The organism is Vreelandella stevensii S18214 (assembly GCF_000275725.1).
Classification (GTDB): Bacteria; Pseudomonadota; Gammaproteobacteria; order Pseudomonadales; family Halomonadaceae; genus Vreelandella; species Vreelandella stevensii.
Window position 1 is genome coordinate 1 of the sequence record NZ_AJTS01000014.1, and the last position, 23919, is coordinate 23919.

General features: G+C 61.5%; 22 protein-coding genes. 14 read left to right on the forward strand and 8 right to left on the reverse strand.

The window, feature by feature from the left end; translation table 11 throughout:
- Positions 1-303: 303 nt before the first annotated feature.
- Complete coding sequence (locus HSS18214_RS0102090; RefSeq protein WP_237718580.1) at positions 304-681, forward strand: hypothetical protein; 378 nt, start codon at positions 304-306, stop codon at positions 679-681.
- Between the two features lie 41 nt (positions 682-722).
- On the forward strand, positions 723-1796 hold the full coding sequence (locus HSS18214_RS0102095) for a GGDEF domain-containing protein (RefSeq protein ID WP_016913652.1): 1074 nt from the start codon (positions 723-725) through the stop codon (positions 1794-1796).
- Here the strand turns inward: HSS18214_RS0102095 and HSS18214_RS0102100 are convergent.
- Positions 1780-2244: a group I truncated hemoglobin gene (locus tag HSS18214_RS0102100; protein WP_337459479.1), complete on the reverse strand. Its 465-nt coding sequence runs from the start codon at positions 2242-2244 to the stop codon at positions 1780-1782. The two genes, HSS18214_RS0102095 and HSS18214_RS0102100, sit on opposite strands and share 17 nt — an antisense overlap.
- Positions 2245-2484: 240 nt before the next feature.
- Here HSS18214_RS0102100 and HSS18214_RS0102105 point away from each other — a divergent pair, with 240 nt between their 5' ends.
- Together HSS18214_RS0102105 and HSS18214_RS0102110 are read left to right on the forward strand one after the other, a co-directional pair.
- Positions 2485-2826, forward strand: a complete 342-nt coding sequence (locus tag HSS18214_RS0102105) for a hypothetical protein (protein ID WP_016913654.1) — start codon at positions 2485-2487, stop codon at positions 2824-2826.
- A 6-nt stretch (positions 2827-2832) separates the two neighbouring features.
- On the forward strand, positions 2833-4062 hold the full coding sequence (locus HSS18214_RS0102110; protein WP_016913655.1) for a PqqD family protein: 1230 nt from the start codon (positions 2833-2835) through the stop codon (positions 4060-4062).
- Between the two features lie 4 nt (positions 4063-4066).
- On the opposite strand, the gene HSS18214_RS0102115 is transcribed toward HSS18214_RS0102110, so the two are convergent.
- Together HSS18214_RS0102115 and HSS18214_RS0102120 are read right to left on the reverse strand one after the other, a co-directional pair.
- Entirely contained in the window at positions 4067-4597 is a 531-nt protein-coding gene (locus tag HSS18214_RS0102115) for a transglycosylase SLT domain-containing protein (protein WP_202801268.1), read from the reverse strand.
- A gap of 40 nt (positions 4598-4637) precedes the next feature.
- On the reverse strand, positions 4638-6368 hold the full coding sequence (locus tag HSS18214_RS0102120) for a proline--tRNA ligase (protein ID WP_016913657.1): 1731 nt from the start codon (positions 6366-6368) through the stop codon (positions 4638-4640).
- A gap of 251 nt (positions 6369-6619) precedes the next feature.
- Between HSS18214_RS0102120 and HSS18214_RS0102125 the strand changes: the two genes are divergently transcribed.
- The gene (locus tag HSS18214_RS0102125) at positions 6620-7069 is read left to right on the forward strand and encodes a hypothetical protein (protein ID WP_016913658.1); all 450 of its coding nucleotides are present in this window, start codon (positions 6620-6622) and stop codon (positions 7067-7069) included.
- 57 nt (positions 7070-7126) lie between these two features.
- Here the strand turns inward: HSS18214_RS0102125 and HSS18214_RS0102130 are convergent, their stop codons facing one another.
- A complete protein-coding gene (locus tag HSS18214_RS0102130; protein WP_040460744.1) occupies positions 7127-8353 on the reverse strand; it encodes a benzoate/H(+) symporter BenE family transporter in 1227 nt (408 codons plus the stop codon).
- A gap of 147 nt (positions 8354-8500) precedes the next feature.
- Here HSS18214_RS0102130 and HSS18214_RS0102135 point away from each other — a divergent pair, with 147 nt between their 5' ends.
- On the forward strand, positions 8501-9088 hold the full coding sequence (locus HSS18214_RS0102135; protein WP_016913660.1) for a helix-turn-helix domain-containing protein: 588 nt from the start codon (positions 8501-8503) through the stop codon (positions 9086-9088).
- Here the strand turns inward: HSS18214_RS0102135 and nfo are convergent.
- Both nfo and HSS18214_RS0102145 read right to left on the reverse strand, forming a co-directional pair.
- Entirely contained in the window at positions 9058-9918 is an 861-nt protein-coding gene (gene nfo, locus HSS18214_RS0102140) for a deoxyribonuclease IV (protein WP_016913661.1), read from the reverse strand. The two genes, HSS18214_RS0102135 and nfo, sit on opposite strands and share 31 nt — an antisense overlap.
- A gap of 2 nt (positions 9919-9920) precedes the next feature.
- Complete coding sequence (locus tag HSS18214_RS0102145; RefSeq protein WP_016913662.1) at positions 9921-10685, reverse strand: glycerophosphodiester phosphodiesterase family protein; 765 nt, start codon at positions 10683-10685, stop codon at positions 9921-9923.
- A 244-nt stretch (positions 10686-10929) separates the two neighbouring features.
- Here HSS18214_RS0102145 and HSS18214_RS0102150 point away from each other — a divergent pair, with 244 nt between their 5' ends.
- Positions 10930-11907, forward strand: a complete 978-nt coding sequence (locus HSS18214_RS0102150; RefSeq protein ID WP_016913663.1) for an NADPH:quinone reductase — start codon at positions 10930-10932, stop codon at positions 11905-11907.
- A 21-nt stretch (positions 11908-11928) separates the two neighbouring features.
- Here HSS18214_RS0102150 and HSS18214_RS0102155 read toward each other — a convergent pair whose 3' ends face one another.
- Positions 11929-12825, reverse strand: coding sequence for a MurR/RpiR family transcriptional regulator (locus HSS18214_RS0102155; RefSeq protein WP_016913664.1), 897 nt, complete (start codon positions 12823-12825; stop codon positions 11929-11931).
- A gap of 180 nt (positions 12826-13005) precedes the next feature.
- Here HSS18214_RS0102155 and HSS18214_RS0102160 point away from each other — a divergent pair, with 180 nt between their 5' ends.
- The 7 genes from HSS18214_RS0102160 to HSS18214_RS0102190 all read left to right on the forward strand — a co-directional run bounded on the left by HSS18214_RS0102160 (position 13006) and on the right by HSS18214_RS0102190 (position 22094).
- On the forward strand, positions 13006-13815 hold the full coding sequence (locus tag HSS18214_RS0102160; protein WP_026001668.1) for an enoyl-CoA hydratase/isomerase family protein: 810 nt from the start codon (positions 13006-13008) through the stop codon (positions 13813-13815).
- Positions 13816-13870: 55 nt separating this feature from the next.
- Positions 13871-16042: an acetate--CoA ligase family protein gene (locus HSS18214_RS0102165; RefSeq protein WP_016913666.1), complete on the forward strand. Its 2172-nt coding sequence runs from the start codon at positions 13871-13873 to the stop codon at positions 16040-16042.
- Positions 16039-16848 (forward strand): enoyl-CoA hydratase-related protein, encoded by an 810-nt coding sequence (locus tag HSS18214_RS0102170; RefSeq protein WP_016913667.1) that lies wholly within the window; start codon positions 16039-16041, stop codon positions 16846-16848. The genes HSS18214_RS0102165 and HSS18214_RS0102170 overlap by 4 nt, the downstream gene beginning before the upstream one ends.
- A gap of 181 nt (positions 16849-17029) precedes the next feature.
- Positions 17030-18859, forward strand: coding sequence for an SLC13 family permease (locus tag HSS18214_RS0102175; RefSeq protein ID WP_016913668.1), 1830 nt, complete (start codon positions 17030-17032; stop codon positions 18857-18859).
- Between the two features lie 103 nt (positions 18860-18962).
- A complete protein-coding gene (locus HSS18214_RS0102180) occupies positions 18963-19721 on the forward strand; it encodes a DeoR/GlpR family transcriptional regulator (protein WP_016913669.1) in 759 nt (252 codons plus the stop codon).
- 134 nt (positions 19722-19855) lie between these two features.
- Positions 19856-21340 carry a glycerol kinase GlpK gene (gene glpK, locus HSS18214_RS0102185; RefSeq protein WP_016913670.1) on the forward strand — a complete coding sequence of 495 codons (1485 nt, stop codon included), beginning with the start codon at positions 19856-19858 and terminating at the stop codon, positions 21338-21340.
- 529 nt (positions 21341-21869) lie between these two features.
- Positions 21870-22094 (forward strand): hypothetical protein, encoded by a 225-nt coding sequence (locus HSS18214_RS0102190; RefSeq protein ID WP_016913671.1) that lies wholly within the window; start codon positions 21870-21872, stop codon positions 22092-22094.
- A gap of 114 nt (positions 22095-22208) precedes the next feature.
- On the opposite strand, the gene HSS18214_RS0102195 is transcribed toward HSS18214_RS0102190, so the two are convergent.
- Positions 22209-23837 carry a glycerol-3-phosphate dehydrogenase/oxidase gene (locus tag HSS18214_RS0102195; protein ID WP_016913672.1) on the reverse strand — a complete coding sequence of 543 codons (1629 nt, stop codon included), beginning with the start codon at positions 23835-23837 and terminating at the stop codon, positions 22209-22211.
- Positions 23838-23919 lie beyond the last annotated feature (82 nt).

Below are 23919 nucleotides of genomic sequence, written 5' to 3' on the forward strand. Positions count from 1 at the left end.
CGCCGTGGTACGGATCCGTTTGCCCGGTGGTGTGAGAGGACGGGGGAGGCGACTCCCCCTCCTACTCGATCCTGTGGTAAATCAGTTGACAGCCGTTGAAGTGTTTTGGCCTGATGCTCTGGTAAAGTGTGACCACTTGAACGCCTACCCTGACCAGGAACCGAACGGCCATGAACGCTGTGCTGCCACGTACTGCTGTAACGCCCCGCACTTCTTTGAAACCTCTCTGCAACATGGTGCTGGGGCTGCTCCTTGCGCTATGTCTCCCGACCTTGGCCCAGGCGCAGGCGTTGAATCTGGTCAATGGGGAGACCACCGAGAACAATCGCCATCAGTGATCTGCGTGAGCAGCCCAATACGACCTTTACCGTTTACGACCCTTATCAGGGGCGCGACGTGGAAATGCAGGGAATTCCGTTTCGTGAGTTTCTGGTGGAACACTTCGGGTCGGTACCCCCGCAACTGCACTTCACTGCCTGGGATGATTACGAAGTGACCCTGGGGGGCTGGGATAACCCGGTCTGGTATCTGGTCACCGTCGAAGATGGTGAGCCGCTGACGCTGCGCTCGCGGGGCCCGGTGCGTCTGGTGGAGCGTGAATACTCTGGCCGTGATACCGAAAACCTGCGTGAATTCAACGACTGGATCTGGATGATTCGCAGCATCGAGGCGCAGTGGTGAGTGCAGCGCCACCAGGAGAGCCAAAGCGTCGCCCCCGCTACATGACGTGGCTCTCCTTGAGCTTGATGAGTTTCATGGGCCTGATGGTATTGATCGTCTATGAGTCTCGTTGGGTCTACCCGGAAATCCAGGCCTACTTCAGCCAGACCGGCAGCCTGACCGGGCAGCAGCTGGCGACTCGGGCGAGAGGCTACGTGCAGAGCGCCCAAGAGTCGCTGCTGGTGGCGACGTCGCCACTGGACATCAGCGAGGCCAACCATGCGCTGGATCTTGCCTATGGGCTTTTCGATGTCAGTGTATACCGTCAGAACTACTCCTGTACCCTGCCCAGCTTGGCACTGGTCGACGAGATGACCGAACGCCTGGAACAACAGCAGATCGAACCCATCGACGCGGTCCACGCGCTATTCATCGCCGTGGACTGCCTGACGCGTATCGAAATGCACCAGTTGGATCGGCGCGGTATGGCGATCAATGATTTTTCCGAAAGCACCCGACGCCACAACCAGGTGTTGACCTACTCCAGTCTGCTGATCTTCGTGCTGGGTCTAGGGTTTTGGGCGATGCATGAGCGGCAGCTGCGTCAGACGGAAAACGCCACTGCTGAGAAACTGGACTGGATGGCCCGCGCCATGCGCGACCCGCTCACGGGGATCGGGAATCGCAGTGCACTGCATCAGGACGTGGTGAGTCGCGAGGGTGAGTCGTTGGGACTGATCTTGATCGACATCGATTTTTTCAAGCAGTACAACGATGCGCTGGGGCATCCTCAGGGCGACCGACTGCTGCGCCAACTGGCAAGCATGATCGAGCAGGCGCTGGGGCCGACGGCCCAGCTTTATCGATTGGGAGGCGATGAGTTTGCGGCGTTGCTACCGTGCCCTTCCAATAGCGTACTGGCACAGCAGTGCGAAGCGCTTCAGGCGGCGCTCGATGCGGCCGAGTACCCGCATCCCGCTCACCCGGATAAAAAGCGCGTGACGCTTAGCGTTGGCGCCACGCGTTTCATTGCCATGGCAACGGCCTTTGCCGGTGCGTATGAAGCGGCGGATAAAGCCCTGTACCAGGTCAAGACCGCCGGACGTGATGGCTGGCAGATTACTGCAGGCGCATGACGTTGGCATACATGGGCGCCAGGCGGCCCAGCATGTCGTTACGTGCGGCTAGCGGTATCCCTTCCTCTATCATGGCCTCGTTCAAGTACTCTACTACCCGGTTGAAGTGAGCATCGGTGATGCCCATGGTCTGGTGGGCACGGTCCATGGGCGGGCCTTCGTACTGGCAAGGGCCATCGCTGATATCACATAGCTGAGTGACCAAGGACGCCGCGAATAAATCGATATTGCTATTGGCAAAGTAGCCGACGATGTCGGGGTCATCAGCGATGCGATACAGCAGGTTTTCCACGACGTTTTCCAAGCTGGCCTGCCCGCCGACGCGTTCGTATAACGTGGTAGATGGCTGCTGATGGGCGCAACCAGTGAGCAGGAGACCTGACAGGGCTCCAATGATCAACGTATTGCGGATGGCCAAGTGGCCAGGCAAAAGTGCGGGTTCTCGCAAATTGACGCAATGCAGGCATGGGATGTGCCTAAGCAGGGTTAGGGAAATGGCCTTGTGATCTATTTATTATCAGTTGAAAAGTCATGTTTTTGCTCTAACGATAAAACCCTGAGAGGTAAAAAAGAGTAAACAATAGGGAAGTCATTGAAGGCGTCTGGTGTCGGTCACTGAGCTTGGCTAGAGTGATTTACGAAACGGTGTTCGTTAATTTGCTCAATTACCTTGATCAGGAGGATCACCATGCCCCATGAAACTGAAGAGGTATTGCAGAAGCGCCGCTCGCGCCGCCAGGTGCTGGCCAGCCTTGGGCTGGGGGCCGCAGCGCTCTACGTTGCTCCCACGTTCCTGTCGATGGGGCAGGCAGAAGCGCGCGGCCGTCGCTCACGGCACAGCCGTTCGCGGCCCAGCTACTCACGCCCCAGCTACTCACGCCCTCGGCACAAGCATCATGCCCGTCGTGATGAGCAATACTACCGCCCTCATGATTGTCGCCGGGCTGGCTATTCGCGTCCGCATCGATCCCGCTGGGAGCGCGATGGCGTCATCGAAATTCGCTTGAGCCGCGTACTGCCAAGGTGGTAACGGCCGATGACAACCCACACCACTCACGATATCAGCCTGCCCAGTCTCGGCCCCTGCCTGCGTCTGGTGGACGCGGAGGAGCTCTTGCCCGTGTTGCAGCAGGCGATGCCAGGCTGGCCCATCGAACGCTGCTCGGCGTTGCCGGAAGCCCCCGAAATCTGCGTTTGGCAGCACCCCGACGGCTACTGGCAGGAGGCTCCCGCGCTGCCCCAAGGTGCCTTGTTGGACACTGATGTCGGCACTGCCTGTAGCGTTGTCGCCGATTTGGCCGGGGCGTTCCTGCATCGCCACCCTGAGCTGGTGGGCTTGCACTGTGGCTCGGTGGAGCTCAACGGGCAGCTGGTGATTTTTCCCGATGCCCACCGTGCTGGAAAAAGCACCTTGACCTCGGCATTTGCTGCCGCAGGCTGCCGTGTGTTCGGGGATGATGTGCTGGCGCTCAATCCTGAAGGTGAAGGCATCGCGCTTGGCGTGGCACCGCGTTTGCGGTTACCGGTCCCGGAGGCCTTGTCGGTAGATTTTCAGCACTTCGTGGCCTGCCATCTTGGTCCTTTCGACGACCGTTACGGTTATCTGAACTTGTCGAGTTCCCAACTGGCAGCCCATGGCGATCGCTCCCCGCTGGGGGCCGTGCTGCTGATCGACCGAGACCCCATGTTGGCGGCCCCCCAACTGACACGCCTGCAGCCCGGCGATGGCCTATGGCAGTTGTTGCAACAGAACTTTGCCGAGCACGAGTCGGATCAGGCGCTGATGGATCGCTTCCTGCTGCTACTGCAGCGGCTACCGTGCTTTCTGCTGCGATACTCGGATGCTTATGAGGCAGCCCTGTGGCTGGCACAGCGCTGGGAGGGTCAGCCGTTCTCAGCAGATCGGCAGCAGGGGCAATCGGTGGCAAGTGCTGAACAGCCGGAGGTGCCTGCGCTGCCCTTGGACGACGCCCGCTACTGGCACACCAGCCCGGCAGCCTTCGAGTGGTCGCTGGGCGATGAGCTGTTCGTGATTGGCCAGAACGGGGGTGATATTCATCGAATGAACGCGACCAGCCGCGCAGTATGGGCTCTATTGCAGCATGAGCCGATGAACCTGCAGGAATTGAGTGAGACGCTCGTGGCGTTTTTCGAAGGGGCGTCGCTGCCGCAGGTAACGCGTGACGTGGCACAGTTGCTGGCCAATCTGGCTAAGGCGGGCTTGCTGCACAGTGTTGAAGCAGAGGTTGACAGGGTGACTGAGTGACCGGCTAACGCCAATGGTCGCGCCAGGCCTTCAATACCCGCTCGGGGTACCAGGTTTGCCCAAGGCTGCCGTTGTAGCGAGCCAGAGCGCGGGTGAAGTCACCCCGCTCGACGGCAAGATAGTGGGCCAGAATGGTGCTGCCGTAGCGCAGATTGCGGTTGGGGTCGGTCAGGTCGTCCATGGGCAGGCCCAGTTCGGCGACCCAGAAGGGCATGATTTGCATTAGCCCAACGGCCCCTGCCGAAGAAACGGCATCGGCCTTGAAGGCGCTCTCTACCTGAATCAGCGCCAGCACGAGGTCGGGGGGCAGGCCGGCCAGATGCGCCTCCTGATACACCCGCGTCAGCAAGGCCATGCGCGCGTCGGGGTCGGTCATGAAACGCGACAGTGGCGCATCCTGACGGGCGCGCCACTGTTGAAGTTGCCACTGATGATAGGGCGTTTGCAGCGCGGCCGCATCGAGGGTCGAACGCAGCGGGGGCTCCGCTGCGTTTACCGTGAGGGCGCTGTTGAGTCCTATCACTGCGAGCCCCATTATCAGGGCTCGCGTCAGGCCGTCCACCATGAAGGACCGATCAGCCCTGCGCCAGGCCCGCTTTTTCACGCAGGAACTCGACGATCGTGTCGGCGGGCACCATGGTGGCGTCGCTGTCGCGGCGGCCCTTGTACTCCAGCTCGCCGTTGTCTAGGCCACGGTCGCCGATCACCAGGCGGTGCGGCACGCCCATCAGTTCCAGGTCGGCGAACTTGACGCCGGGACGAGTGTCGCGGTCATCCAGCAGCACGTCCAGACCTGCCGCCGTGAGTGCCTGGTAGAGGCGCTCAGACTCTTCACGCACCCGCTGAGACTTGTGGGCGTTCATGGGCACCAGCGCCACCTGGAAAGGCGCGATGGCGTTGGGCCAGATGATGCCTGCATCGTCGTGGTTCTGCTCGATGGCAGCGGCAACCACACGGGTCACGCCAATGCCGTAGCAGCCCATGAACGGGTGGCTGGTCTTGCCGTTGTCGCCCAGTACGCTGGCATTCATGGCCTGGGAGTACTTCTGGCCCAGCTGGAACACATGACCCACTTCGATACCGCGTTTGATCAGCAGGGTGCCTTGACCATCCGGCGAGGGGTCGCCCTCTACCACGCTGCGCAGGTCGGCGACCTGGGGCAGGGGGGCGTCGCGCTCCCAGTTGATACCGAAGTAGTGCTTGCCATCGACGTTGGCGCCCGCGCCGAAGTCGCTCATCAGCGCCACGCTGCGGTCGATGATGATCGGCATGTCAAGGCCCACGGGGCCCAGGGAGCCCGGGCCGGCTCCTACTGCTGCACGAATCTCTTCTTCGCTGGCCATGGTCAGGGGTGCCTTGACCTGCGGCAGGTTCTCTGCCTTGACCTCGTTCAGCGCGTGATCGCCACGCACCAGCAGAGCAATCAGGCCACCTTCTGCGGCGTGGACCATCAGCGTCTTGAGGGTCTTTTCGATAGGCAGGTTGAACTGTTCGACCAGGGCGGCAATGGTCTTGGCATCGGGGGTGTCGACCAGACGCATCTCTTCGCTGGGCGCGCTGCGCTCTACCTGACTGCCCAACGGGGCGGGCAGGGCTTCGGCTTTTTCGATGTTGGCGGCGTAGTCGGAAGCGTTGGAGAAGACGATATCGTCTTCGCCGGAGTCGGCCAGCACATGGAACTCATGAGAGCCGGTGCCACCGATGGAGCCGTTATCGGCAATCACCGGGCGGAAGTCGAGCCCCAGGCGCGTGAAGATGCGCGTGTAGGCATCGTACATGGCCTGATAGGTCTCTTTCATCGACGCTTCATCGAGATGGAAAGAGTAGGCATCCTTCATGATGAACTCACGCGAGCGCATGACGCCGAAACGGGGGCGAATTTCATCGCGGAACTTGGTCTGAATCTGGTAGAAGTTCACCGGCAGCTGCTTGTAGCTGGAAATTTCCCGGCGCACCAGGTCCGTGATGACCTCTTCATGGGTGGGGCCCACGCAGTAGTCGCGGTCGTGGCGGTCCGTCAGGCGCAGCAGCTCGGGGCCGTATTGCTCCCAGCGGCCCGACTCCTGCCACAGGTCGGCGGGCTGTACGGCGGGCATCAGTACTTCCTGGGCTCCGGCGCGGTTCATCTCTTCACGCACGATGGCTTCGACCTTGCGCAGCGTGCGCAGGCCCAGCGGCAGCCAGGTATACAGGCCCGAGGTCAGACGGCGAATCATACCGGCGCGCAGCATTAACTGGTGGCTGATGACTTCAGCGTCGGCCGGGGTTTCTTTCAAGGTGGCGATCAATAGTTGGCTGGCGCGCATGGGCGTGAGCATTCCTTGGGTTGTCGATGGTGCTGAGTATGAGAAGCGCGTTGCGCTTAATCCAGCGTTGAAAGCGGCATTGTACGGCCAAGCGGGGAAGGCGGCAAAATCCTGTGTAGACGTCAGGGCGTGTGCTTAGCACGAAATATGCTAAACTCGACCCGTTTTGTAACGCGATAGCCTGCGCCTATAACAAGCGTGTCACTTCATATGATGGCTATCGTTACATTGAAAATTCCGAGGGAACCTCCATGCAGCAAGCAGTGCGCCGTTGGTTGACGGGGGCGGTCGTTGGTGTCTCCATTGTGGCATTGAGTGGGTGCGGTACGCTTTTCTATCCGGAACGCAAAGGCCAGCTGAGCGGTGATGTCGACCCCGTGGTCGCCATTGCCAATAGCGTTGGCCTGCTGTTCTTCATCGTGCCGGGCGTGATCGCCTACGCCGTGGACTTCTCCAACGGCACTATCTACCTGCCCAGCGAGAACAGTGCGTCCGTGGATATTCATCATCTCGACGATGCCATGGACGTGGCCTCGCTGGAGAAGTTGCTGTCCGACAAGGCCGGTCAGCCGGTAACGCTGGAGAACGAGCTGCTGGTCATCGAAGAGATGAGCAGCCTGGATGAAGCGCTGGCCATGGTGCGCATGTCCGGCGTGTTCGATGAAGAGCGCCTGGCCAACATGGAACCAGCGGTGATGTAACCACCGTACACCGCTGGCCGATAGACGCCCCGCCATCCACGATGGCGGGGCGTTTTTTTAGCGATCCTTCTGGTGCGCGCGGGCGTTGAATGTGCCGATCTTGAGTACCACAAGCCCCGCCACCAGGCCCCAGAAAGCCCCGCCCAGTCCCAGTAGCGTCACGCCGGAACCGGTGAGCAGGAAGGTCACGATGGCGGCATCGCGCTGTTCGCTCTTCTCGAAAGCGCCCGCGAGGCCCGTGCCCAGCGTGCTCAGCAGGGCAATTCCCGCCAGTGCCATCACCAGAACGCTGGGCAAGGCGCTGAACACCCCGGTCACGGTGGCTCCGAAGATGCCCATGGCGATATAGAAGACCCCGGCAGCCACCCCGGCGGTGTAGCGCCGCCTGGGGTTGGGATGGGCGTCTGGGCCCAGGCATACCGCCGCACTGATGGCCGCCATGTTGAGCGCGTAGCCGCCAAACGGCGCCAGCAGCAGGGTGGCGCCACCGGTCCAGGTGATCAGCGGTGAGCTGTTGGGGCGATAGCCAGCCGCCCGCAAGACGGCCACGGCGGGCAGGTTCTGGGTCGCCATGGTGATGACGAACAGCGGAATGCCGATGCTGATCAGCGTCATCGGGTTGAATACCGGGGCGGTAAAGACCGGCAGCGTAGGCGCCAGCGGGATCGGCTGGGCCGAGATCTGGCCTTGCCACAGGGCCAGCCCCACGCCCACCAGCAGGACTCCCGGCACCGCCAGTGAAGGCCAGCAGCGCCGCCCCGCAACCCAGGCGGCCAGCATGGCCAGCGGCAGCAGCCACTGGCTTTCCATGACGTTGAACAGCTCCAGCCCGAAACGCAGCAGAATGCCCGCCAGCAGGGCCGAGGCGATGGCGCCGGGAATATGGCGCATCAAACGCTCGAACAGCCCGGTGACACCGCACAGCGTGATCAACAGCGCTGAAAACAGAAACGCGCCGATGGCTTCTTCGATGGGAATTCCCGGCAGGCTGGTGGCCAGAAAGGCGGCTCCCGGCGTCGACCAGGCGGTCAGCAGCGGCATGCGGTAACGCAGCGAAAGCCCCAGCGAGGTGATGCCCATGCCGATGCCCAGCGCCCATAGCCAAGAGCTGATCTGGGCCGTGGAGGCGCCCGCAGCGGCGGCCGCCTGGAAAATGATCGCAGCGGAGCTGGTATAGCCGATGATGACGGCGACGAAACCGGCAATCAGCGTAGACAGGCTCATGTCCCGCCATAGATGAGGCGAGTCAGATGATGAAGAGGGCAGCGTCGTTGGCGTGTCCATGGGTGGCTCCCACGTGGTTATGTTGAGCGTGCGCTATAACGCACGGATGGTCACGCTAACATTGTGCGTTATGACGCACAACCATTTTCTGGCATGATAGTCATCCGACCAACCCCGCTATCTGAATCCGACCGTCAGGAGAGTCGCATGGCTTTAACGCCGCATACCATTGCCGAGCATATTTCAGGAACGGTGAAGCAGCTGCGCAAGGAGCGGGGCTGGAGCCTCGATCGCGCGGCCAGTGAAACCGGGGTCAGCAAGGCGATGCTGGGGCAGATCGAACGTGGGGAGTCGAGCCCCACGGTGGCCACCTTGTGGAAGATCGCCAGCGGGTTTCGGGTGTCGTTTTCTACCCTGTTCGACAGTGACAAGCCCGCGCTGGGCGAGCTGCATCGGGATGGGTGGGAGTCGGTGTGGGGGGATGACAGCGCGGGCATGCAGGCGCGCCTGCTGTTCCCCTACGACCCCCTGCTGGGGTTCGAGATGTTCCTGATCGAGTTGGCCCCGGGGGCCATGAGCGAATCCACGGCCCATGCCAGCGGCGTGGTGGAGCACATCGTGGTGGTGGAAGGCGAGATGGAGCTGCGCATCGACGAGCGCTGGCAAACCCTGGGCGTTGGCGAGGGGCTGCGCTTTTTCGCGGACCGGCCCCACGCCATGCGCAACAACGGTACGTCGCGGTTACGCTTTCACGATGTGATTCACTACCTGCCGGGGGCGGCCTCCGGGGCCTGAGCGCGCAGCCAATTCAGCTCGTCGGCCCAGATCTCGGGCTCGATGGTTTCGAGAATCATGGGAATACCATCGATGCGCGCATCCTGCATGATCGTGGTGAAGGCCGCCAGGCCAATGTTGCCTTGCCCCAGGCTGTGGTGCCGATCCACACGGCTGGCGAAGGCGCTTTTGGCATCGTTGAGGTGCATGCCGCGCAGATATTCGAACCCCACCACGCTGCCCAGTTCGTCCAGCGTGGCGCGGGTCGCTTCGGCGCTGCGCAGGTCGTAGCCTGCGGCAAAGGCGTGGCAGGTGTCGATGCAAACGCCGACCCGGCGCTTGTCGTCCACCTGCTCGATGATGCTGGCCAGATGTTCGAAGCGCCAGCCCAGGTTGGTGCCCTGGCCTGCGGTGTTTTCGATGACCGCGGTCACGCCCTGAGTGGCATCCAGAGCCAGGTTGATGGATTCGGCAATGCGCGACAGGCAGTCGGCTTCGCTGATCTTGTTCAAATGGCTGCCGGGGTGGAAGTTCAGCAGCGTCAGGCCCAACTGCTCGCAGCGCTGCATCTCATCGATGAAGGCGGCCCGCGACTTGTCGAGGCCCTCCGCCTCAGGGTGCCCCAGATTGATCAGGTAGCTGTCGTGGGGCAGGATCTGCGCTGGCGCGAAGCCATGGACGCGGCACGCCCGCTTGAAGGCTGCGATGGCCTCGTCAGTGAGCGGTTTGCCCTGCCACTGACGCTGGTTTTTGGTAAACAGGGCAAACGCCGTCGCCCCGATCTCCACCGCGCGCTGCACGGCCTGATCAGCGCCACCGGCCGCGCTGACATGGGCACCAAGATACTTCATTGTCATCCTTCTTTTCGGTTGTCGAGATAGCGCTGGAAAGCGGCTGGTTCGTCGGTAATGGCACTGTTGATGCCCCAGGCCCAGCGGCTTTGAAACGCACTGGGATCGTTGGCGGTATAACACAGGATCTGATAGCCATCCCGGCGCATGGCAGCGGCCTGGGTGCGCTTCAGCCGGGGCCAGTGGGGGTGAATGCTGAACGCCTGGATGGCGGCACATTGGGCGCGCCACTGCTTGGGTAAACTGCCGTAAAGCGCGCCCAGGGCGAGAGCTTCTCGGGGCGCATGCCGACGGCTGTGGGCCAGTGCGGCCCCGTCAAAAGAGGAGACGATGCAGCGCTCGGCAGGTAGCGCTGCCAGCAGCATGGGCAGCACCGCATCGACCAGGGTAATGGGGTCGCGCCCCTTGTTGACCTTGATTTCCAGATTGACGCCCATTTCCAGCTCATTCAGCAGCGCCAGCATGGCCTCCAGGTTGGCCATGCGCTCCCCCGCAAAGCGGTCGCCGAACCAGCTGCCCACATCCAGCGCCTGGGCCTGGCGCCAGGTCATGCTGGCCAGCTCGCCGCGCCCGTCCGAACAGCGGCTTACATCGCTGTCGTGCCAGATCACGGGCATGCCGTCCCCCAGCAGTTGAACATCCAGCTCAACCCAGCGCGCCCCCGCCTGATGAGCGGCGCGCACGGCGGTGAGGGTGTTTTCGGGGGCGGCCGCAGAGTAGCCGCGGTGGGCAATCAGGGTGGGTACTTCAATGGCAGGGTGGGTCATGGACGATCCGTCTTGTGGTGACCAGGCGTGTTATAAAATGGCCCTTAGTCTAGCATGTACCCGTGACAGGCGTGTGTCGGCCAGAGGATTGGACGACTTGATTTCAGCGCCCCGACGCGGTTGGATAGCGGACCCGTGCCGTCCCCGTCATGTGTTTTCGGTCAGCGGTATTCAACGCGATCATTCACGGCAAACGATAATTCATAACAAACGATACCCCATCGCCAATCACAGGAGTTTTTTGATGTCCAAGCGTATTCAGTTTTCCACTACCGGTGGCTCCGACGTACTCGAGTGGGTCGAGGTCGAGCCTGTCGCACCGGCTGCCGGTGAAGTTCGTATCGCCAACAAGGCCGTTGGCCTGAACTTCATCGATATCTATTTCCGCACAGGCTTGTACCCGGCCCCCAGCATGCCTTCTGGCCTGGGCACCGAGGGCGCAGGCATCGTCGATGCGGTGGGCGAGGGCGTCACGCATCTCAAGGTAGGTGACCGCGTGGCGTATGCCCAGGGCCCGCTGGGCGCCTACGCCGAGCTGCACACGCTGCCCGCGGCCAAGGTGGTCAAGCTGCCGGATTTCATCGACTTCGAAACGGCGGCGGCCAGTATGCTGAAAGGCTTGACGGTGCAGTACCTGCTGCGTCAAACCCAGCCGCTCAAGGGCGGCGAGACCATTCTGTTCCACGCGGCGGCCGGGGGCGTGGGCTCGATTGCCTGCCAGTGGGCCAAGGCGCTGGGCGTGAAGCTGATCGGCACCGTCAGCTCTCAGGAGAAGGCTGACCTGGCCATGGCCAATGGCGCCTGGGCCACCATCAACTACACCGAAGAGAACGTCGTCGAGCGGGTGCGCGAGCTGACCAACGGTGAAATGTGTGATGTGGTGTACGACTCCGTGGGCAAGGACACTTGGGAGATGTCGCTGGATTGTCTCAAGCCGCGCTCGCTGATGGTCAGCTTTGGTAACGCGTCCGGCCCGGTGGACGGCGTTAATATCGGTATCCTGAATCAAAAGGGATCGCTGTTCGTCACGCGGCCCAGCCTGAACGGCTATGCGGATACCCGCGAGCGGCTGGAAATGATGTGCGAAGAGTTCTTCGCCATGATCGAAAGCGGCAAGATTCGCATCGATGTCGCCAACCGCTACCCCTTGCAGGAAGCAGGCAAGGCCCAGGATGCGCTGCAGAGCCGCAAGACGACCGGCTCGACCATTCTGCTGCCTTGAGCCGCTCGCCTGAGCCGGGGGTTAGTCCACGTCGACATAGGCCCCCAGCTGGCGCATGCGCCGCTCGAAGCTGGCCACGTTATCCACCAGCTGGTCGGGGCCGACGGCCACGCACTCAGCCAGAATCGCTTCGCTGAGCGTAATGGCCGAGAGCAGCGACGGAAAGAAGTGAGGCGTGGCGTTGGCGACGGTGAAGGTCACGCTGGCGCCAGGCACCAGCGGTGAGCGCAGGGTGTCGGTGACCACGATGGCCTGCACGCCGTTGGCGCGGGCAATCTCCAGCGCCTTGACCGTTTCGGCGCAGTAAGGCTCGAAGCCGAAAGCCACCACCACGTCCTGTTCGTCGAAGGGCGCCAGCTCCGTCAGGAGCCCGCCCTCCTGTCCGCGAATCAGCGTCACGTCGGGCATGGCGATACGCCCCACGTAGGCAAAGTGGTAAGCGCAGGCAAAGGTATCGCGAAAGCCGATCACGGCCACCCGACGAGCCGCCAGTATGCGCTCCGCGGCGTCTTTTACCCGCGCTTGGTTATCCGCCGTGAAGAGTCTGCCAATGTTGTCGAAAGCGGCATCACCCACCTCCACGAACAGCGCCTCTTGCGGGTTGCGAACCTGCTGCTTGAGCCGACTGGCACGGCCGCTCAGCTCGACCGGTGCAGCCTGCACCGCCGATTGAAAAACCTCCCGAAACGACTCGTAACTCTCGAAGCCCAGCCGCTTGGCCAGTCGAACCAGAGTGGAAGGCGTCACCGACGCGGCCTGGGCCGTTTTACGCACTGACTGAAACGCCATTTCCGTCGGGTGTTCCAGCACATAGCTGGCCGCCCGTTTGAGCTGTGGGCTGAGCGTGGCGTAGTGCTCGGCCAGCTGCCGGTGGACGCTTTCCAGGTCGGGCGCAGGGCGGGTGGCGTGGTCAGGCATGGGACTCTCTTTGATGAGGTGTAAAACATTTGTGCCAATGATAAATGTTTTTGTCACGAATGTATTGATTATCCCCCAGCAGTGTCCTATCGTTCGGCAGTACGTTTGTTTCTCTTTTTTTATTTAAAGGAACAATCGTTTCCTTATTTGCTTTTTCCGAACGAGGTTACCAACAGCATCATGTCTGCCGACGCGCCCGCGCTGCCCACCTATGAAACGCTCCTGATCTCTCTGGATGAACACGTGCTGACCCTGCGGTTCAACCGACCCCACCGGCTGAACGCGGTGATTGAAACCCTTTATGAAGAGCTGCTCGATGCCCTGCGCTTTGCCCAGCGCGCAGCGCAGGTAAGAGCGGTGATCCTGACCGGAGAGGGACGCGCCTTTTGTGTCGGCGCGGACATGAAAGCCCATGGCAGTGCACAGCGCTCGCTGTTTCAGCGGCGGGCTTATCTGCAGTTGGGCAATGATGTCTGTGAAGCCATCGACCAGCTGGGTAAGCCGGTGGTGGCGGCCGTGAATGGCTATGCCTTGGGGGCGGGGGCAGAAATGGCCGTGGCCTGTGATTTCATCGTCATGGCTGAGGATGCCCAGATCGGCTTTCCGGAAACCAGTATTGGCACCTGTGTCGGGGGCGGTGTTTCGAAGCGTCTGCCGCAGTGGGTGGGTCTGGGCCAGGCGCGCCGCCTGCTGTATCTGGGCGACCGCATCGATGGCGTGGAGGCCACTCGGATCGGTCTGGCACTGGCCAACCATCCGGGAGCCGAGCTGATGGCCCAGGCCCAGGCGCTGGCTACTCGGCTGGCCGGGCAGGCGCCGGTCTCCATGGCGATGCTCAAGCCGCTGCTCAATCGCGCCAGCGAAACCAGCATGGAAAGCCAGCTTCAGCAGGAGCTGGACGCCGTGTTTACCTGCTCGATCACCGACGATTGGCAAGAAGGGGTCGATGCCTTTGCCGCACGACGTGCCCCGCGTTTTCAGGGCAAATGAGCCGGCTGCCACCCTGCAATCCTTTTATCGTCCGTTTCGCCCTACAGGTCACGTCATGAACCGCTTCAACGAATCACACGGCTCCCGCAGCCCGCTGCACACACTGCTTTCCCCAACGGGTATCGCTATTGTCGGTGCCTCTGCCGACCCGACCAAGCGCGGCTATAAAGCCCTGCTGGGGTTGATCAAGGGCGGCTATGAGGGGGCGATCTACCCCATCAACCCCAAGGCGGAGCAGATCCTCGACATTCCGGCCTGGCCCTCACTGGCGGACATGCCGGGTACGCCGGAGCTGGCTCTGTTGTGTACCCCGGCTGCCAGTGTACCGACGCTGATTGCCGAATGTGGCCGTCAGGGGATCAAGGGCGCGGTAGTGCTGGCTAGCGGGTTCGGCGAAACCGGGGCGGCGGGTGCTGCCCTGGAGGAAGCGATGATGGCGGCGGCCGAGGCGCATGGGGTGCGCATCATCGGCCCCAACACCTCCGGTCTGTTCAACCTGCATCAGCGCATCAACCTGCTGGACCTGACCAATGTCAGGGCAGGCGATATCGGTATCGTCTCGCAATCGGGCAATATGCTGCTGGCGCTGGCCCTGGAAGCACAGCATAACGGCCAGGTGGGGTTCAGTAGCTATATTGGCCCCGGTAACCAAAGCGACATTGGTTTCAACGACTACCTGCGCTATCTCGGTGAGGACCCGCATACCCGAGTGGCGACCCTGTACGTGGAAGGGTTTCGGGATGGACGGCGCTTTCTGGACGTGGCCCGCCAGGTCACGGCGCACAAGCCGGTGGTGGTGTACAAATCCGGCGCCACCGAGCAGGGGCAAAAAGCGGCCAGCTCGCACACCGGCGCCCTGGCAGGCAGCTACCAGATGACGGTAGACCTGCTGCGTCAGGTGGGTGTCAGCGTGGTGCAGTACTCCGACGAGATCCTGCCGGTTGCCGAAGGCCTGGGGCAGTTGCAGCAGGCGCCCGGCAAGCGGGTCGCGGTGATTTCCGACGGCGGCGGCCAGGCCACCATCGCCGCCGACCGGCTCGCCGAAGCCGGGCTGAGCCTGGCGATGCTGGCACCGTCAACGCGTCACGCTCTGGAAGAGGTGCTGCTTCCTCAGGCGGCGCTGGACAACCCTGTGGATGTGGCGGGCTCCTCGGATGCCTGCCCGTCGCTGCTGGCTCGCTGTGTCGAGATCGTGATGGCCGACCCCGGCGTCGACAGCGTCTTCCTGGTGGGCATGTTGGGTGGCTACAGCCTGCGGTTTTCCGAGTCGCTGGCCGACGATGAGCTGCAGGGGGCAAAGCAACTGCTGACGTTGGCCCAGGGCAGCGAAAAGCCGTTGGTGGTGTACAGCCTGTACGCGCCCATCAAGCCGCCTGCGCTACGCCACCTGCATGAATCAGGGCTGCCGGTGTATGCCTCCATCGAACACGCGGTCAGGGTGTTGGCGGCGCTGGGCGAGCGAGGCGAGTACCTGACGCAGGCTCGACGCCTGGAGACGGCCTGGCAGCCTACGGCCAAGGGAGCCGCGCTGCTCGCTGGGGCCCGAGCGGAAGGGCGCGACCTGTTCGAGTTCGAAGCCAAGGCACTGTTGGCCGAACACGGCATTGCCGTGCCCCCACAGTGGTGGGTAAGCCAGTCCGATGAGCTGACATCGGTCATCGAACAGGCCGGCCAGCAGCCCTTGGCCATGAAGGTGGTGTCGCGGGACATTCTGCACAAATCCGATGCGGGCGGCGTCAAGCTCCACCTGAGCGGGGAAGAGGCGCTGCGCGAGGCGTTCCAGGCCATCCAGCACAATGCCCATGCCTACGACCCCCGGGCCCGCTTCGAAGGCGTGCTGGTGAGCCCCATGGCCCAGCCAGGGGTCGAAGTGATCATCGGCATGTTCCGTGACCCGGTATTCGGGCCGGTGGTGATGTTTGGCCTGGGCGGCATTTTCGTGGAGGTGCTGGAAGACGTTGCCTTCCGGGCTCTGCCGCTGAGCGAGCGGGACGCCTACGCCATGGTGGAACAGATCAAGGCGCAGAAAGTCCTCGACGGCGTGCGCGGCGCTGCCGGTGTGGACAAACCGGCCCTGGTGGCTCTGCTGATGCAGGTCTCGCGGCTGGTGGAGGCCTACCCCGAGATTCAGGAACTCGACTTGAACCCCGTGCTGGCCTATCCGCAGGGGCACCCTACCGGGTATGCCATCGTGGATGCCCGCATTATCGTGGAGCGCGACCAATGACGATGACGTTGCCCAGCTTGACCGATGCCTCCCTGACGCTGCACGAGCGGGTCGCCACGCTGACCTTGAACCGCCATGACGTGCGCAACGCCTTGACCGGCACGGCACTGGTGGATGACATCGTGGCCACGGCTCGTTGGGTCAATGCTTACCCAGAGGTATCGGTGCTGGTCATCACAGGGGCAGGCAGCGCCTTCTGTGCAGGCGGCAATGTCAAGGACATGGCCAACCGCAGCGGCGACTTCGCTGGCGACGTGGCAGAAGTCGCCGAGCGTTATCGTCAGGGTATTCAGCGCATGCCGCTGGCGCTTGCCCAGGTGGAAGTGCCGATCATTGCCGCCGTGAATGGTGCGGCCATCGGTGCCGGGTTCGACCTGGCCAATATGGCGGATTTACGTATTGCTTCCCGCAAGGCGAGCTTCGGCGAGACGTTTCTCAATCTGGGCATCATTCCCGGCGATGGCGGTGCCTGGTTCCTGCAGCGCCAGATCGGCTATCAGCGTGCCTTCGAACTGACCCTGTCGGGCCGCGTGATCGATGCCGACGAGGCGCTTGCCTACGGCGTCGTGCTGGAAGTGGTCGAGCCTGAACAGCTCATGGAGGCTACCATGGCCCATGCAGCGCGTCTGGCCAGCCAGCCCCCCAAGGCCACACGCCTGACCAAGCGGCTGATGAAAATGGCACCGGGCATGGAGCTGAAAGCCTTCCTGGATGTTTGCGCCGTGTTCCAAGGGCTGTGCCATAACGAGCCCGAGCACCTGGAGGCCGTCGAACGCCTGCTGGCGCGCCTGCATCGCCCCGCCTGACGCTGAACCTGCACCTCCCCTGGTACGCCTCTAACGCTCGGTTTTGCCGAGCGTTTTGCGGCTCCCTGCGCAGTGAATGACGGTTGTTCAGAGGCTGTACGGCCTGCTTGTGATCGTCTAATGTAATGAGAAGATGGCGGAGGGAGTCGCGCCGCTGTAACGCTCAGGGAGATGGCACTCTATGTCCATGGAAAGTTTGGGGCTTGCGCCCAGCACGTTGGTGTTTGTAGTTCTTGGACTCACCCTGGCGGCGTTTGTCTGGGGGCGTTTTCGCTATGATCTGGTGGCCCTGGCGGCCTTGTTGGGCTCGGTCATGCTGGGGCTGGTACCCGCAGACGATGCGTTCATGGGCTTTGGCCACCCGGCGGTGATCACCGTTGCCGCCGTGCTGGTGCTGAGCCGTGGTTTCGAACGCTCAGGGGTGGTGGACGTCATTGCCCATCAGGTGCTCAAGGTCGGCGAGCGCCTGATGCTGCAGCTGCTGGTGCTGGTGGGCACGGTGGTGCTGTTGTCGGGGGTCATGAACAATGTTGGGGCATTGGCACTGCTGCTGCCGGTGGCCATGCGGCTGGCGCGAGAACACGATACGTCGCCCTCGCTGCTGTTGATGCCGCTGGCGTTTGGCTCGCTGCTGGGCGGCCTGACCACCCTGATCGGTACTCCGCCGAACATCATCATCTCGGCGTATCGTGGCAATATCACGGGCGAAAATTTCGGCATGTTCAGCTTTACGCCCGTGGGTGCTGCGGTGGCGTTGGTGGGTCTGGCCTTCATTGTGCTGGTGGGCTGGCGATTCACCCCCAAACGCAATGCCCAGTCGGCCGATAATGACATGTTCGATACCGCTAATTACCTGGTCGAACTCAAGGTCAGCGAGGCCTCGAAAGCCAACGGACTGACGCTGCAACAGCTGCGCGACGAGCTGGAAGAGACCATTCCCGTGCTGGCGGTGGTGCGCGACGATGACCGGCGGGCAGGCTACCGTTTCCACGGCGTGCTGCGCGAAGGCGATATCCTGCTGCTGGAGGCAGGCCCCGATGAATTGAGGCTGCTGGAAGACAAGGTGGGCCTGAGCGTCATTGCCGAGCCCGAGGAAGACGCAGAAGCAGAGAGCGACGAGCAAGCCGAGAAGGAGCGTCAGCCCGTCGATACCGAAGGGCTGCAGTTGATCGAAGCGGTGGTGCGCAACGACTCGATGATGGTCAATCGCAGCGTGCGCCAACTGCGCCTGCATCATCAGTTTGGCCTGCATCTGGTGGCGGTGGCCCGCGACGGCGCCCGGCTCAAGCAGCGGCTGCGCGACATTCGCTTTCAAACCGGCGACGTCCTGCTGCTGCAGGGCAGCGAAAACGAGATCGCCGACAGCCTGGCCACGCTGGGCTGCCTGCCGCTGGCCAACCGCGAGCTGAACCTGGGCCAGCCGCGCAAACTGTTGCTCTCGATCGGTATTTTCGTGATGGCTATTATCGCCATGCTGCTGGATCTGCTGCCCGCTGCGGTGGCCATGAGCACGGCGGCGCTGGTGTCGCTGTTGATCGGCGTGCTGCCGCTGCGAGAGGGGTATCAGGCCATCGACGGGCCGGTGATTGTGCTGCTGGCGGCCATGCTGCCGGTGGGCGAAGCGCTGGAAACCAGCGGCGGGGCGGCGATCATTGCCAACGCGCTGCTGACCATTGGCCTGGAGTGGCCGGTGATCGTCTCCTTGGCGGGGCTCTTTCTGCTCTCCATGCTGCTGTCGAACGTGGTCAATAATGCCGCTGCCGCGCTGCTGATGGCGCCCATTGCCGCCAGCCTGGCCAATGGATTCGACGTTTCCCTGGACCCCTTCCTGATGGTGGTGGCCGTCAGCGCCTCTTGTGCCTTCCTCACGCCTATCGGTCATCAGTCCAACACCCTGGTGCTGGGGCCAGGGGGCTACCGCTTTGGTGATTACTGGAAGCTGGGGTTGCCGCTCTCGCTGGTGGTGATGTGCGTGACGATACCGATGATTCTGTGGGTCTGGCCACTATAAGCAATACCTCATCGGCTTTTGGCCATGTTCGCGTGATCGATTATCGAAAATTTTGCTAATCTATTACGCACATGGATCAATCAATAACGAACAGGCCGGGCTTATGAACCAGCAGTATCGCCAGGATGCCATTGTCGAGCTGGTGCGCCAGCATGGTTACATGAGCATCGAGCAACTGACCGAACATTTTGCGGTAACGCCCCAGACCATCCGGCGTGATCTGAATACCCTGGCCAATGATGGGCGCGTCCGGCGCGTGCATGGCGGTGTAGGGGTCGAGTCGAGCACGGTGAACACCGCCTACAGCACGCGCAAGACGCTGCACCTGGAAGAGAAAGAGCGGATTGCCCGCTGCATGGCCCAGCATATTCCTCACCATGCTTCCCTGTTTATCAATATCGGTACCAGCAACGAGATGATTGCCCAGGCGCTGCTGGAGCACCAGGGGCTGGAAATCATCACCAACAACCTGAACGTGGCTGCCATCCTGCAGCACAAGGAAGACTTCACGGTGATCATCGCCGGGGGGCAGGTGCGTTCGCGCGATGGTGGCATCATCGGTGAAGCCACCATCGACTTCATCAATCAGTTCAAGGTGGATTACGGCATCATCGGTATCAGTGGTATCGATGAAGATGGCTCGCTGCTGGAGTTCGACTACCAGGAAGTGCGAGTGGCCCAGGCCATTATCGCCAACTCTCGTCGGGTGTATCTCGCTGCCGACTACTCGAAGTTTCACCGTAACCCGGTGGTGCGTCAGGGCAATCTGTCGCAACTGGATGCGCTGTTCACCGACCGTCGGCCGCCGGAGTCGATTACCCGTCTGCTTACCCAGCACGATGTGGCGCTGCACATCGCCTGACCCAGCGTGAAGGGCATGCCACCTTGGCAAGTTTCATACTTGAGCATTGCGAGCCGCTGGCGTAGCCTTGGAGCATAATAAAACGAAACAAAACCGACAAAATCGAAAGAACCCTACAACAAAGTGAACACGATATGTCCTCCTTCATTCTTGCCATCGATCAAGGTACCACCAGCTCTCGTGCCATTCTCTTCGACCGCCAGGGCCAGGTAGCGGCCGTTGCCCAGCAGGAGTTTCCCCAGCACTTTCCCCAGGATGGTTGGATCGAGCACGACCCGGAGGATATCTGGGACTCCGTGGTGGCGACTTGCCGAGAGGTGCTGGCCAAGGCCCGGGTCAGTGCCGAACAGATAGACGGTGTCGGCATCACCAACCAGCGAGAAACCACGGTGGTATGGGATCGCGCCACGGGCAAGCCACTCTATAACGCCATTGTCTGGCAGGATCGGCGCACCTCCGAACGCTGTCAGGCGCTGCGGGACGCGGGCCATACCGAGGCGGTGCAGGCCAAAACCGGGCTGCTGATCGACCCCTACTTCTCTGCCACCAAGCTGGCCTGGATACTCGATCGGGTCGAGGGCGCTCGCGAACGGGCGGCCAAGGGGGAGCTGGCCTTCGGTACCATCGACAGCTTCCTGATCTGGCGCTTGACCGAAGGCCAACAGCACGTCACCGATGCCACCAACGCCTCGCGTACGGCGCTGTTCAACATTCATGAGCAGCGTTGGGACGATGAGCTGCTGGCGCTGTTCGGCGTGCCCGACAACATGCTGCCAGACGTGAAAGACTCCAGCGACGACTTTGGCACGATGGCAGCCCACTGGCTGGGGGCTGCCTTGCCCATCGCCGGGGTTGCGGGTGACCAGCAGGCAGCCCTGGTCGGGCAAGCCTGCTTCAAACCCGGCATGGGCAAAAGCACGTACGGCACGGGCTGTTTCATGATCGTGAATACCGGCGATACGCCGTCGGTATCTCGCAACCGCCTGCTGACCACCGTGGGTTACCGGATCAATGGCCAGCCCACCTACGCCATGGAGGGCAGTATCTTCGTGGCCGGGGCGACCGTGCAGTGGCTACGTGACGGACTGAACCTGTTTGCCGACGCCTCGGAAACCGAAGCCTTGGCCCAGAAAACCCGTAGCGGGCACAGCGTGTACCTGGTGCCTGCCTTTACCGGGCTGGGTGCCCCCCATTGGGACCCCAAGGCCCGCGGTGCCATTTTTGGCCTGACCCGAGACACCGGGATCGCCGAAATCGTCGCGGCCGGGCTGCAGGCGGTGTGTTACCAGACTCGAGACCTTCAGCTCTGCATGAACGATGATATGGATGCTGCGCCAGGCAACCTGCGTGTCGATGGCGGCATGGTGAAAAATAGCTGGGTGATGCAGTTTCTGGCCGACATGCTCAACGTGCAGGTGGATCGACCGACGATTCTGGAAACCACGGCGCTGGGGGCGGCGTATCTGGCTGGGCTGCGGCTGGGGTGGTACGCCACCCTGGAAGAGATAGAACAGCTGTGGCGCTGCGAGAAGAGCTTCACGCCCAGCATGGAGGAGGCGACTCGCGAACAGCTTTATCAGGGCTGGTTGGATGCCGTTTCCCGCGTGCGCTCCACGTAGTCTCTATATAACGCCTATTTGCTGCCTGGATTCAAGCAATAAACGCTGCCCAAACAAGGGTGGCGTTTTTTTATTATGTTTTTTCAGTATTCAGGTTTTTGTTAGCACTCTTACTTGTTTTTCAAGTTTCATTTAAAACAGTCGTTTAACTGCGCTTGTGAAAGTAACCATCAGCACTTTCATGGTTATGGCGTTTATGTAGTCAAGCTACAACCGCACCTGCTGCCAAGGGTGCATTGTGAGTATTGCCCCCGTGAACCATAGTGAAGTCATGGAACACGGCGGTGTCTTGTTATCCCGATACGCCGCAGGGTTCCTTGCTACACACCGAGGCGCTGATGTTTTACCAAAGCGCCAAAGGCGAAGGTCTTGTAACGCTTGTGACCGTTTCGCAGTTACCGAACTGGGCACTTACCCGGCCCAGCATGAGTAGCAATGTCATCATTCTTCATTAATAAGATGGCTGCTTGATTACCACACTCCGTGAACCGTAACAGGCAGCGGCTGAGCATACCATGAGGGACTTACCATGAACTGCATCGAATTGAGCCAACAAGCTGACCGTATCGCTAGCACTTTCAGTAAACAGGATCTGGCCAAACTGGTCCTGGCGCTAAAAGGCAATCGCGAGTCGCTGCAACACGCGGTCGAGGTCATCGACACCATCGACAGCCGACAGGGGTGTACCCTGGAAGAGGCTTGGGATGAAGTACTGGCCGGCGACTCTCAACTGGCGGTGGTACACGACGAGTAGGTCGTCACTCGCTTGCTGAACTGATTGGCCCCCTGCCAGTGATGGCAGGGGGCTTTTTATTGGGTTTTATTGGGCGTGCACCTGCAAGCGGGGGGGTTACGCCAGGCTGGCGGGTTAGCTGGGGGGGCGAGAAGTATCGCGGTTTTCCGCAAAGTAAGTGGCCAGGCGTGCCTCGGCCTCTTCACCGAACAGCACGCGGCAGGCTTCTTGCAACCCGCTGGAGTGGCGTAGCTGCTCGTGATGAACCACCATCGACACCTTGGCACGCCGACGCAGAAAATCTTCCAGCTGGGTGATCATTTCATGGTCTCGGGCATGCTCGATTTCACAGCGGATGTACTCGGTGCCTTCGATGAGAATATCGGCCTCCGAAGGGTCCTGGCGGATTTTTTCCAGCATCGGGATGGCCTGTTCGGCGTAGCGTCGCCACAGCCGAGAGGATAGCGGCTCGGAGGAGGTGGCGGCCGTCATGGCGTCCAGATTCATGCGCTTGGCCTGGTCCATGAACTGCTGCTTGACCGGCTCGGGCGGCTCACCGTACCAGTGAAAACTGGGGTCGGGCAGGGTAACGCCCAGTTTCATGACTTCACCGGAAATTTCATCGCCCACGTTCAGGCAGTCGGTCAGCTTGCCGCCAAAGATGCTGATATGCGCGCTTTCCGGGTTGGTATCGATGACGTGCTTGCGTGACAGCTGCAGAAAGTCTCGGTCGCTGCCTTGTTCGGCCTTGATGGCCAGCGGCCGCACGCCGCAGCGGGTGGAGATGATGTCATCCTGGGTCAGCGGCTTGTCCAGTGTCAGTCGCTTGTTGATGTTTTCCAGCACGAAGGCGATGTCGTCTGCCGTGACATCGACTTCAGGGCTTTCCATGTGCGTATCGGTGGTACCGATACAGGTACGATTGCCCATGGGGATCACGAAGAACAGACGGCCATCATCGGCAAAGAAGGCCAGCACGCGCTTGGTCGCCGTGAGCTGGGGCACGATGAGGTGAATGCCCTTGGAGTACAAGTGCTGATGGGTGGTCTTCTGGCCCGTCAGGGCATTGTGCTGGTCGACCCACGGCCCGGCGGCGTTGATCAACACTTTGGAACGAATATTGAAGGTCGTGCCGTCCATGACGTTGCGGGCGCGGGTGACCCAGTGTTCTCCATCGCGTTCGGCGCCCAGCGACTCGACGTAATTGGCGGCGACGGCACCGTAGTTCAACGCATGGCGCACGAAGTTGAAGACGAAGCGGGCATCGTTGTCGTGCAGGTAGGCATCGGAATATTCGAACCCGCCCACGGCATCCTTGATATCGATGATGGGCTCTTCCTGCTTGAGTTTCCTGGGAGACAGCAGGCGGGGCAGGCGTGTAAAGCCATTGCCCATCAGCCAGTACAGCCAGGTACCCGCCCACAGATAGCGGGGCGAGTGCCGAAAACCTTGGGTGATGGTGGTTAAAAAGCGAATTTCTTCCACCGTCGAAGGGTAGCTCTTGATCAGGTGGTTACGGCTCTTGCAGAGCTTGCGCACCAGGGCAAAGTCCTTGCTTTCCATATACTTGATTCCCCCCCAAACCAGGTTGGAGGAGTGCATGCTGGTACTGCCAGCGAAGTCACCACGGTCAATCAGGGCCACTTTGGCGCCTTTGCCTGCCAGCGCCGCAGCGGTGGCTGCACCATTGATGCCACCACCAATGATCAGTGCGTCAAAGTCATCGGTGTGCAATTTCTCTACATTACGGTTACGCAGTTTCATGGCGGATCCACTTATCAAGAAAAAGCCCCAGCTTGGCACGCGGTCGTCACTGACTGCCGAAACGATGGGCGGGCTTGCGCCC